This is a genomic window from Stutzerimonas stutzeri (assembly GCF_002890895.1).
Classification (GTDB): Bacteria; Pseudomonadota; Gammaproteobacteria; order Pseudomonadales; family Pseudomonadaceae; genus Stutzerimonas; species Stutzerimonas stutzeri_AB.
In genome coordinates, this window is the sequence record NZ_POUL01000012.1 from 45426 (window position 1) to 56768 (window position 11343).

Here is an 11343-nt window from a genome sequence, read left to right on the forward strand (position 1 = left end):
ACCACTCATCGGATGACCGTTCACCGACTACAAAATTGTAAACACCTTCACTTCCGTTCGTTGGCACCGTAGGCCAGCCAAGCTAGAACGCCCATCCCTGCAAAGGCAGTGAGCGAAAAAATCAGCGCATTCAGTAACAGGCTCATGGGCGTTCCTCTATCTGCTCGCTTGAAGTACGCCCTGAATATATGTAGCGTCGCACGACACGTCGAGTCACCCGATAGTCGCACGTAAACTTTTTCAACAGATGGGGCGCGCATGAAACGCAAGCAATCGATCAGTCAGGTTCGCTGGGATCTGGCACTGCGTTACCGGCTGATCGAGACGATTGCCTGGTGGGAAGGCCGCCTGACAACCGGCCATCTGATGCAGAGCTTTGGCATCAGCCGGCAGCAGGCCTCCAAGGACATCAACACCTACCTGAACGAGCATGCGCCGAAAAACCTTACATATGACCGTCATCTGAAGGGTTACAAGCCGAGCCCGCAGTTCGAGCCGCTGTTCATTGACGGCAGTGCCAGTGCCTATCTGCACCTGCTCGACCAGAACCGCGACCGCGCCCCGCACATTGAAGGCCTCGCCCTGGCCTACGCCCACACTGAAGTGCTGCACATGCCCGACCGCAGCATCCGACCCGAGGTGCTGCGCCCGATTCTCAAGGCCTGTCGTGAAGGGCTGCGGCTGGAAATCGAGTACGTTTCCCTCGCCCATCCGGACGTCGAGATCAGGGTGATGGCGCCGCACACGCTGGTATTCACTGGCACCCGTTGGCATGTGCGCGCCTATTGCGAGAAGAACCGGGGCTTCCGCGATTTCGTCCTCAGCCGTTTTCGCGGCGAGCCGGATCTGATGGATCCAAGCGAGAACAGCGCCGAGCAGGATGAGGCCTGGAACACGCAGGTGGATGTGGTCATCGAGCCGGATGTGCGACTGAGCGCTGAGCAGAAGGCAATCATCGAAACCGACTACGGGATGCAGGACGGTGAGCTGCGCATCGCCACGCGTGGGGCGCTGGTGCAGTACGTGTTGCAGCGGTATCAGATCGATCCGAATACGGTGTTGGCCAATGCGGCGGCGCAGCAGATTCAGGTGAGGAATCTGCAGGGGTTGAAGGCGTGGTTGTATTGATGGGGTTGGCGACTCATACCGCTTTTCGTAGGAGCGAGCTTGCTCGCGATCAGGCGCAGACGCAGAACTGCGCGTACAACGCAGCGCTTTTCTCAGACCGACCTGCAGGTTGCTCCTTGCACGGTTTGACCACTTGTAGGAGCGAGCTTGGTCGCGATCAGCAGCAGGCGCAGAACTGCGCGTACGACGTAGCGCCCTTCTCAGCCCGACCGGCAGGTTGCGCCTTGCACGGCGCCTCGCTGGCTTTCGCTCCGTGCTCACACTCGATTGGCCCGGCTGGCCGAAGCATTGGTTTCGCCCTGCTGGGCGAGTCACTTTTTCCAAACGCCCGGATGGCCGGCCCCTCAAAAGTAACCAAAAACGCTTGCCCCTGCACCGGACTAGGCGTCCCCGGTTCGCTTCGCTCGACTTCCCTCATTCCATCGCTACTCCGAGGGTCACCGCGCAAGGGCCATCCCTGCCGACGGCGGCCCCGACCCTTCACGGCTCTCGCGGCATCCATGCCGCTCGCCCCTCTGCGCAGCGATTCCAGTCGGCCTCCTGAAAGGGGCGTTCGGCGGCGTCTGGTAGGTCGTGCGATGGAAAAGCAGAAAGGTGTATCAACTCAGGGCTGCGTAACCAACGGCTTTGAAAACTCCGTAGGGTGGAAAACTGCGAAGCATTTTCCACCGCAATCGACGCAGCGTTTGGTATCGAACTTTGCCGACGAAAAACGGTGGGTAAGCTTCGCGTTACCCACCGTACGATTTGAGAGAGGCGCCGGGCGGCGTCTTGCAACTTCCTCGTCAGCAAACAAGCAAAGCTCTTTTGTTTCGCTGTTTACGCTCTTTCAGGCGGCTCGGACCCGATTCCCCTTCAGAAGGCCGAACGCAGGTGCTGCGCAGGGGGACGCGAGGCATGGATGCCGAGCGAGGAGTGATGGGACATGGATGTCCCTTCGCGACGCCCCCCGGAGCGGCGCCGGAGCGAGGGGAGTTTTGCAAAGCAGAACCCGGATGCAGGGGTGGCTTTCTTTTTGGTTACTTTTTCTTGGCCACACAAGAAAAAGTGACTCGCCCAGCAGGGCGAAACCCATGCTTCAGCAAACCTCGACAACAGACCCGAGTATCCCAGGCCAAAGACCTTCGCGAGCAAGCTCGCTCCTACAAAAACCCACCCAGAAGCATTGCAAGACCTTTGCGTCTGGAGGGCTGAATCCAACCGAGCTTAACCGCCAATCCACCGTAAGAAGGCCGTGCGCATGCGCCTGATCCACACCTCTGACTGGCACCTCGGCCAGACCCTTCATGGCCAGGACCGCGACTACGAACACACCCAGTTCCTCGCCTGGCTGCTCGACCAGCTCGTCCAGCACCAGCCTGATGCGCTGCTCATCGCCGGCGACATCTTCGACACGGTAAACCCGCCGCTCAAAGCCCAGGAGCGGCTCTACGACTTCATCGTGCGTGCCCATGAAAAGCTGCCGCAGCTGGACATCGTGATGATCGCCGGCAATCACGACTCGGGCGGGCGTATCGAGCTGCCCGGACCGCTGATGCGACGTCTCAATGCCCACGCCATCGGCCGTATCAGCTGGATCGCCGAAAACCAGCTCGACCACAATCGTCTGCTGGTGCCGCTGCACAACGCCAAGGGCCAGGTGGCCGGCTGGTGCCTCGCCCTGCCCTTCCTGCGCCCGGCCGAAGTCACCGGGGGCGATGCAGGGGGTGACTACATGCTCGGCATCCGACACGTTCACCAACACCTGATCGCCGCCGCCGAGGCGCAGCGCCAGCCTGGCCAGGTGTTGATCGCAATGAGCCACTCGCACATGGCTGGCGGAGCAGTCTCGGAAGACTCTGAACGCAACATTGTCATCGGCAATGCCGAAGCGCTGCCGGCAAGCCTATTCACGGACCCCATCGCCTACGTTGCCCTTGGCCACCTGCACAAACCGCAAAAGGTCGCCGGCCAGGAGCGCATTCGTTACAGCGGCTCACCGCTGCCGCTATCCTTCGGTGAGATCAATTACCCACATCAGGTCCTGCTGGTGGAGTTCGACGGCGATCAGCTCGCCAGCGTCGAGCCGCTGCCCGTTCCCCGCGCCGTGGAGATGATCCGTATTGGCCGCGCCCCGCTGGCCGAAGTGATCAGCCAGCTTGAAGCGTTGCCGCCGCTGGGCCTGTTCGCTGAGAACCTGCCCTGGCTGGAAGTACGGGTGCAGCTCGACGAGCCGTTGCCGGACCTGCGCCAGCGCATCGAAACCGCCATCACGGGCAAGGCCTGCCGGCTGGTCCGCATCGCCAGCGAATACCGAGGAACACGGGGCGAGACTGAATCCGAAGTGCTGCTCGGCCTTGACCAGATCACCCCGCACGAGCTCTTCGCCCGCGCCTGGGAGGAACAGTTCGGCAATCCGCCCGACGATCAGGCGCAGGAGGATTTCGCCAGCCTGCTCCAAGGCGTCGAGTTTGCCGGTGAAGGAGACACGCGATGAAAATCCTCGCCATCCGCCTGAAGAACCTCGCCTCGCTGGCCGGTGAGCAGGTCATCGATTTCACCGCCGAGCCGCTTGCCAGCGCCGGTCTGTTCGCCATCACCGGGCCCACCGGCGCAGGCAAGAGCACGATTCTCGATGCCTTGTGTCTGGCGCTGTTTGGCAGTACGCCGCGGCTCGACGGCGCTTCCCTGTTGAGCAAGGTGCCGGACGGCAAGGACGAAATAGGCAGCGGCGATGAACGCAACCTGCTGCGCCGCGGTTGCGCCAATGGCTATGCCGAAGTGGATTTCATTGGCGTCGACGGCCACCGCTACCGTGCCCGCTGGGAGGTCAAGCGCGCACGGGAAAAGATCGACGGCAAGTTGCAGGCAAGCAGCCAGAGCCTGCTCGACCTGGACCGCGACCAGTTGCTGGCCAGCGGCAAGAAACGGGAGTTCAAAGAGCTGCTCGAAGCCAAACTCGGGCTCACCCTGGCGCAATTCACCCGTGCCGTGCTGCTGGCGCAGAGCGAGTTTTCCGCCTTCCTCAAGGCCGATGACAACGACCGCGGCACGCTGCTGGAAAAGCTCACCGACACCGGCCTTTACAGCCGCCTGGGCCAAGCCGCGTTCGAAGCAGCCAAACGCGCCCGCGAAGCGCTCGCCGCCTTGCAGCAACAGGCCGGCGGCGTACAGCCAATGGACGCCGAGGCGCGTCAGGCGCTCGAAGTACAGGCTCAGGAGCAACAAGCCGAGCTTCGAGACCTGCAGCAAGGTCTCGAAGCGCTCAAACAGCAGCGCCAGTGGCTGCAGGATCTGGCCCGACTGCAACAAGAGCGTGACGCTGCCCAGCGGCAACTCAGCGAGGCTGAGGTGGAACAGGAAAATCTGGCAGACGCGCGGCGCATCCTCGGGCTGTTCGAGCAGCTGGCGCCGCAACGCCATCGATTCATCCGTGAGCGCGAACTGGCTCCATTGATAGCCAAGGTCGAGGCAACCCTTGCTCGTCACGCCCGGGAGCACGCCGCCGTACAACAACGCCTCGAAACGCTGGAACAGGCCTGCCGGGCTTCTACCGAGGCGCTGAAAGCCGCCGAGCATGGGTTGAAAGCAGCCGAACCGCGACTGACTGCAGCGCGCCGTGAAGAGGAGCGTCTCAGCCATCTTCGCACCGATCTGCGCGACGCCCAGAAACAGGCCGAACAGGTCGAAACAGCCAGCAGAACGGGTGAACTCACGCTCGCCCAGCTACGCCAACATCAGGAACAAGCCGCCCAGCAACTCGCCACCCTGACCGACCAACTTGCCACCAGTGCCGAACTGCAACCGCTTTGCGCGGCCTGGAGCGGCTACCGGCCGCGCCTGCAACAGGCCGTACAGATCGCCGCTCGACTACAGCAAGGCCGACGAGAACTGCCCGCACTGGAAGCATCTGCCAAAACCGCCGAAGCGGCGCAGACCAAGGCAAAAGCTGCTCTGGACGCGCTGCAGAAGCAGATCGGTGGTGAAACCAGCCTTGGCGAGCAACTGGCGCAACTGACGGCGAACCTTGGAGCGCTTCGGGAAGCAGAGCGTGGGTTCGAGAGCCTGCACGGCCTCTGGTCCCGCCAGCAGCAGTTAACCGGCCAGCAACGCACGCTACAGAGCGAACAGAGCCGTCAGCAAGACGAGCTGAACAGGCTCACCGACGCGGGCAAGCTCGCCCGTGTCGAGCGTGACGATGCAGAAAAAGCATTGAAGGTGGTGCAGGCGTTACTGGATCGGCAGCGTCTGGCCCGTAGCGCAAACGTCGAGGCCCTACGTGCCGCGCTGATAACGGGCGAGCCATGCAGCGTTTGCGGCAGCACCGAGCACCCCTGGCACGACGGCGAGGCGCTGATTGCCGCGCTCGATCAACAGGACGAGCGTGAAGTCGAGCAAGCGCAACTGCAACTCAAGGCCCAGGACGAAAAGCTGCAAGCCCTGCGTGACCAGCACATTGCGCTCACCACCGGCATCAAGCAGAACGGACAACGGCAAGCGGAACTCACCGGCGACCTGGCCAAGCTCAACGCTCAACTGGCGGAACTGTCCGTCTACGTAGAACTGCAACACCAGGCGGAAGGAGAACAGCAAGCCTGGCTCGACAGCCGCATAGCTTCGCTTAGGTCCGACATCGCAGAGGCAAATAACCGGCAGCGCGAGCTGCTGGAGTTGCAACAGCAAACCGAGACTCTGCAGAGTGCCTGGCAGAGTGCACGTGACACCTGTGTGCAGGCCACACAGATTCTCGCCGCACAGCGCGACGCCATCGTCCGCGATGACGCACGGCTCGAGGAAGAGCTGGCCGAGTTTGCTGAGGTTTTGCCGACAGCCATGCTCGAACGCTGGCGGGAAAAACCGGCCGAGACCTTTGTGCAGCTGGACGGCAAGGTTGAAGCCCGGCGCCAGCAAGTCGATCAGCAATCGGAATTGGCCGAGGATCAGCAGCAGCGCCAGACCGCACTGGAGCGCGAGCAGCTGCAACAACAGCATCGACTGGAGCAGCACAGGGCCTGCACCGACCGGCTCATGGAACTGCAAAACCGCGAGCAAACCTGTCGGCTCGCGCTCAACGACAGTCTTGGCGAGCAACCCAGCGCCCAGGCCTGGCAACAGCACCTCGACAGCGCAATCCAGACTGCTCGCCAGCAACAAGCCGAGGTCGACCAGCAGTTGAACGAGGCGCGAGTTGAACTGACCCGCCTAGCTGGGGAGCAGCACAACTGCAGCCAGCGCCGCGACGAATTGCGGGCCGAACGCAGCGTTTTGAGTGAGGAGCTTGCTGCCTGGCGTGCTGCGCACCCTGACCTGGACGATGCGACCCTGGAGCAATTACTGCAGCTGGACGACACCCTGCTCACCGAAGCTCGGGAGCGCCTGCGCGCCAACACCGAACAGCTTGCCCGTGGCCGCGAGCGACTTGACGGGTGCGAGCAGCGGTTGAAGACGCATCAAGCTGGGCAGCCGAGCCCACCGGACGCCGACGCCCTGGAAGTACTGTTCAGCGCTCAGCAAGCCAGCTGCGAGAGTGCCGAGCAACGCAGCACCGAAACCCGCGCCGCGCTGCTCGACGATGATCGGCGGCGCAACCAGAGCCAGGCCTTGCTCCAGCAAATCGCCGACGCCACCGCCGAGAGCCAGCGCTGGGGCCGCATCGCCGCGCTGATCGGCTCCAGCGACGGTGGTGCGTTCCGCAAAATCGCCCAGGCCTACAACCTCGACTTACTCGTGCAGCACGCCAATGTGCAGCTGCGCCAGCTGGCCCGCCGTTATCGGCTCAAGCGCGGCGGCAGTCCGCTGGGGTTGCTGGTGATGGACACGGAGATGGGTGATGAACTGCGCTCGGTACATTCACTGTCGGGCGGCGAGACCTTTCTCGTCTCTCTGGCCCTGGCGCTGGGCCTGGCCTCGATGGCGTCGAGCAAGTTGAAGATCGAATCGCTGTTCATCGACGAAGGCTTCGGCAGCCTCGATCCGGAGTCGCTGCAGATCGCCATGGACGCGCTGGATTCGTTGCAGGCTCAGGGCCGGAAGGTGGCTGTGATTTCCCATGTGGCCGAAATGCATGAGCGCATCCCGGTGCAGATCCAGGTGCAACGGCAGGGCAACGGCCAGAGCGGATTGAAGATCGTCGGCGGAGCGGGCGTCTAGGACTAGGCAAATCGGGTGGAAAAGGTGCAATGCGCCTTGCTTGCCCTTAGCCAGCAGCGCTTGTGAACGCCCTTAGCACGCGCTGGCCGAAGCACATGTCGACACTGGAGCAGCATCGCCGCCGCCGTGAGCAGGCTGAAAGCGAACCCGGCAGACGCCGCTTGTGGCTGCGCGCCGAGGTTCGCACGAGAAGGGATGAAACGGGCTCACCGCTTGTGGCCGTGCGCCTGCTGTGACGACAGGTCGTCACAGACGCAGGCAGCTTACGAACCCAAGCTTTCAACAAGCTGTCGACAGTTCTGAACGTCACGGAATCCGGACACCATGCCAGGCACCAGCCGCACCATCGAGCAGTTGCAGGCCATGCACGAGCAAGGTTTCGTGTTGCTGCGTGGCATCGTAACGCCGCAACAGGTCGAAGCGGTACGCGCGGCCATTGATCGCCTCGAGCCAATCCACTGGGACTATCAGGGGCTGGTCGATGACCATTACAAATGCGTGTTCAACCGCGACCCGTTCTGGCTGCCCTTGCTGGATCTTCCCGGGGTGATCGAACTGGCGGAAGCCTGTCTCGGCGAGGATTGCCATGTCATCGGGCAGACAGGCTGGCGCAGCCATCCAGGGTTTGTCGGCGGTGAATTGCATGCCGATTACCTCGCCATGGAGCTACCCGAGCACGTGGTGCAAGCCCCTGACTTCGACCTGCCGATGCAAGTCTGCACGGCACACCTCTATCTCGACCGGATCGATGCCGACCTTTGCCCTACCCTGGTGATACCCGGCAGCCACCGGGCCGGTCGCAAGCCTCGCCCGGGGGAAACGCACTGGAAAGGTCGCGAAGCACAGCCGGTACTCTGCGAAGCCGGTGACGTGCTGCTGTTTCGCAGCGAGCTATGGCACGCCGGCAGCCGCAATCGCACGACTGACCGCAGCCGCTATCTGCTGCAGATGCATTACGGGAGGCGGATGGTGGCGCAGAAGTTCTCGCCCTATCTGCAGTGGCGATTCAACCCGGAAGTGCTCGCCGCGGCCACACCGAGGCAGCGTCGCCTGCTCGGTGAGCATGAGCCGTCGGAGTACGATTGAGCCGGTTCGCGGCGCTTGCCCCAGGGTCGACCGCAGCCAGCTCCGTCTCCGACTGGCACAGCCTCTGCATCGAACTGGGCGCTCAGCCGCAACATGCGGCTCGCCCAATCAAGTCGATGAGGATCGCGCAATGATTTCCTGCCGTAGCCAAGTGACCCAGATGATCGTTTCCGCCAAGGTGCGCAAGAAGCTGAAATGGGCCCAGATAGCCGAGTCCATCGGCATGTCCAAGGAGTGGACCACGGCTGGTTGCCTTGGCCAGATGGCCTTCGACAAGGCCCAGGCGGAAACCCTGGGCAAGTTGTTCGAGCTGTCGGATGAAGCCATCGCTTGGCTACAGATCGTGCCCTATAAAGGGTCACTGCCGACCTCGGTGCCCACCGACCCGCTGATCTACCGCTGGTATGAGCTGGTCAACGTGTATGGCAGCACCATCAAAGAGCTGATCCATGAAGAGTTCGGCGACGGCATCATGAGCGCCATCGACTTCTCTATGGACATCCAGCGCCAACCCGATCCGAAGGGAGACCGCGTCAATGTCGTCCTGTCTGGCAAATTCCTGCCCTACAAGAGCTACTGACCGGCGCGTAGGAAATCTCGCAAGCGGCGCGCCAGACTCTCGACTCGGAGAGCGGCAAGTCCGGCACCGCGAGCTGTCAACGGAGGCGTTGCGTACAGCCCTAGTGTGCAACCACTCCGAGCAGCTGCGCGCTGGCCTGCTGCTCCTGCTGCTCGCTCAGTTGCAGCTGCGTCAGATAAGCGGCCAGCGCCTCTATGTCCGCCTCGGACAGCTGGCCAGCGATGCCGATCATGACTGAACCGGCTCGGCTCGGATCATTGCTGCGGAAACGGCCCAGCGCCTTGCGAATGTACTCATCAGACTGCCCGGCCAGGCGTGGCATGGTCTCCTTGCCTTGTGCATGGCTGCCGTGGCAGGCGGTGCAGGTGCGCTGAAACATTGCCTCGCCACGCTGGACCAGCGCCGCATCCGGCGCAACGGTGGCAGGCTCGACCTTCTGCTGACTGAAATAGACGGCTATGTTGACCCGGTCCTCCAAGGTCAAGCTTTTCGCCAGTTTCGTCATCACGAAATCGACGCGCTCGCCTTTGGCAAACTTCTCGAACGAATGGAACAGATAGACAGGATTTTGCGAGGCCAGATTGGGGATGTGCGGGCGCTTGCTGTTGCCGGTTTCGCCATGGCAATAGCCACAAAAAAGAGCACGTTCCTGACCGGCCTCATACGCCTGCTGACGTCGTGCCGCATCGTCCATCAGATAGTTGAAGCGCTCCATCGCCTCTTCGCTGGCGTGGGCAAACGGAACGAGGCAGCTGAGCAGAAGGAGGCTGAATAAACGCATGGCTAGTCCGGCACTGATGGGTGGTGAGGCGTGTATGGCAGCCACTGGACTATAGGGAGAAAAACAGGCGCGATACTGGCGCAGGTCAATAAAGCCTCACACACACGCTGCACCTCGCCAGACCCGAGCACCGGTTCGCAATATTCATCCGCTGCACGGAGCGCAGTGCAGCGAGCTCGGCCCTAGCGACCTTGCAGTCGACGATGAACAGCCGGCGACACACCACTACGACCTGCGCGCTATTGCCACATTGACCACCCGAAAAAAAACAGCGGACGACGCGGATTTCTGGGCCACAGCCGTCTCGCATTCGACTAAAGTAGCAGCCCTTTTTGCCAGCACGAGCCGCGCACCATGCTTGATGGACATGCCGAACTGACCATGACCGTACTGATGACCCCGGACAAGGCCAACTTTTCCGGCAACGTACATGGCGGCACGCTGCTGAAATACCTGGACGAAGTGGCCTACGCCTGTGCCAGCCGCTATGCAGGTCAGTACGTTGTAACGCTGTCGGTCGATCAGGTGAATTTCCGCCAACCCGTGCATGTTGGCGAGCTTGTGACCTTTCTCGCCTCGGTCAACTATGTCGGCAACACTTCGATGGAGATCGGCATCAAGGTGATCACCGAAGACATCCGGCAGAAAACCGTGCGGCACACCAATAGCTGCTTCTTCACAATGGTGGCGGTAGGTGAAGATGGTCGCCCTGCCACTGTGCCGTCACTGGAGCCGAAAACGCCTGACCAGAAGCGTCGCTTCGCCCAAGCCCAGCAGCGCCGGCAGATCCGCCGGGAACTGGAGGAGCGTTACCGCGCACTCAAGGACGATTACTGAGCCTTGCTTGCTGCCATCCTCCGGCGGCACTCGGGTGGCGAGGACGGCACTTCTGTTGAGTACGCAAGCCTCCACGCCCTGGCAGGCAGCCCGCAAGCCGATAAAACCCTATACAATCCGCGGCTTTTCGCACTGCCAACGAGGATCCGCCGTGAGCGCTTTGCCAGCCTGCCCCCAATGCAATTCCGAATACACCTATGAAGATGGCCAGCTGCTGGTCTGCCCGGAGTGCGCCCACGAATGGTCGGCCAACGCTGCAGAGTCCTTCGGTGAAGACGAAAAGCTGATCAAGGATTCGGTCGGCAACACCCTGCAGGACGGCGACACCATAACCGTGATCAAGGACCTCAAGGTCAAGGGCTCGTCGCTGGTGGTCAAGGTGGGCACCAAGGTGAAGAACATCCGTCTGGTCGACGGCGACCACGACATCGACTGCAAGATCGACGGCATCGGTGCGATGAAGCTGAAATCTGAGTTTGTCAGAAAGGTTTGAAGCGAAAAGCTTCGCGCCGGGGCGGCCTTCCCACATAAGCAAAAAACCACACCGCGCGCTCTGGTGGGAGGCGCGCCCCGCGGCGAATGCAGCCCTGTAGGGTGGATCGCGCCTCATCGATCCACCGAGCAGAGCCACGGTGGATGTAAAAGGCGACATCTACCCTACGGTCCTGGTCAGAAATCGTACGGTGGATCAGGCCTCACCGTTCCACCGCGCCCGGTTACGGTGGAGCTGAAATCGACCCACCCTACGCGACTCAAGCAAGCCGGTCGCGGCCTACGCAGGATGACTGTAAACCCATTGTCA

Annotated in this window: 8 protein-coding genes; 7 read left to right on the plus strand and 1 reads right to left on the minus strand. The window is 61.9% G+C overall.

Going from position 1 to position 11343, the window contains the following annotated elements; translation table 11 throughout:
* Positions 1 to 258 precede the first annotated feature (258 nt).
* The 5 genes from CXK96_RS18350 to cynS all read left to right on the plus strand — a co-directional run bounded on the left by CXK96_RS18350 (position 259) and on the right by cynS (position 8923).
* Complete coding sequence (locus tag CXK96_RS18350; RefSeq protein ID WP_102837875.1) at positions 259 to 1128, plus strand: helix-turn-helix transcriptional regulator; 870 nt, start codon at positions 259 to 261, stop codon at positions 1126 to 1128.
* Between the two features lie 1240 nt (positions 1129 to 2368).
* On the plus strand, positions 2369 to 3604 hold the full coding sequence (locus CXK96_RS18355) for an exonuclease SbcCD subunit D C-terminal domain-containing protein (protein WP_102837876.1): 1236 nt from the start codon (positions 2369 to 2371) through the stop codon (positions 3602 to 3604).
* Entirely contained in the window at positions 3601 to 7257 is a 3657-nt protein-coding gene (locus tag CXK96_RS18360; protein WP_102837877.1) for an AAA family ATPase, read from the plus strand. The genes CXK96_RS18355 and CXK96_RS18360 overlap by 4 nt, the downstream gene beginning before the upstream one ends.
* Before the next feature lie 324 nt (positions 7258 to 7581).
* Positions 7582 to 8343: a phytanoyl-CoA dioxygenase family protein gene (locus tag CXK96_RS18365; RefSeq protein WP_102837878.1), complete on the plus strand. Its 762-nt coding sequence runs from the start codon at positions 7582 to 7584 to the stop codon at positions 8341 to 8343.
* 130 nt (positions 8344 to 8473) lie between these two features.
* Positions 8474 to 8923: a cyanase gene (gene cynS, locus CXK96_RS18370; RefSeq protein ID WP_102837879.1), complete on the plus strand. Its 450-nt coding sequence runs from the start codon at positions 8474 to 8476 to the stop codon at positions 8921 to 8923.
* Positions 8924 to 9023: 100 nt separating this feature from the next.
* On the opposite strand, the gene CXK96_RS18375 is transcribed toward cynS, so the two are convergent.
* On the minus strand, positions 9024 to 9704 hold the full coding sequence (locus CXK96_RS18375; RefSeq protein WP_102837880.1) for a c-type cytochrome: 681 nt from the start codon (positions 9702 to 9704) through the stop codon (positions 9024 to 9026).
* A 354-nt stretch (positions 9705 to 10058) separates the two neighbouring features.
* On the opposite strand from CXK96_RS18375, the gene CXK96_RS18380 reads away from it, so the two are divergent.
* Positions 10059 to 10541 (plus strand): acyl-CoA thioesterase, encoded by a 483-nt coding sequence (locus tag CXK96_RS18380; protein ID WP_045430271.1) that lies wholly within the window; start codon positions 10059 to 10061, stop codon positions 10539 to 10541.
* 151 nt (positions 10542 to 10692) lie between these two features.
* Complete coding sequence (locus tag CXK96_RS18385; RefSeq protein ID WP_102837881.1) at positions 10693 to 11034, plus strand: zinc ribbon domain-containing protein YjdM; 342 nt, start codon at positions 10693 to 10695, stop codon at positions 11032 to 11034.
* Positions 11035 to 11343: the final 309 nt, after the last annotated feature.

Bases quoted from the DNA above. Each gene is read 5' to 3' on its own strand.
- CXK96_RS18380 (WP_045430271.1), top strand. From the start codon at position 10,059: ATGCTTGATGGACATGCCGAACTGACCATGACCGTACTGATGACCCCG.
- CXK96_RS18360 (WP_102837877.1), top strand. From the start codon at position 3,601: ATGAAAATCCTCGCCATCCGCCTGAAGAACCTCGCCTCGCTGGCCGGT.
- CXK96_RS18375 (WP_102837880.1), bottom strand. From the start codon at position 9,704: ATGCGTTTATTCAGCCTCCTTCTGCTCAGCTGCCTCGTTCCGTTTGCC.
- cynS (WP_102837879.1), top strand. From the start codon at position 8,474: ATGATTTCCTGCCGTAGCCAAGTGACCCAGATGATCGTTTCCGCCAAG.
- CXK96_RS18355 (WP_102837876.1), top strand. From the start codon at position 2,369: ATGCGCCTGATCCACACCTCTGACTGGCACCTCGGCCAGACCCTTCAT.
- CXK96_RS18365 (WP_102837878.1), top strand. From the start codon at position 7,582: ATGCCAGGCACCAGCCGCACCATCGAGCAGTTGCAGGCCATGCACGAG.
- CXK96_RS18350 (WP_102837875.1), top strand. From the start codon at position 259: ATGAAACGCAAGCAATCGATCAGTCAGGTTCGCTGGGATCTGGCACTG.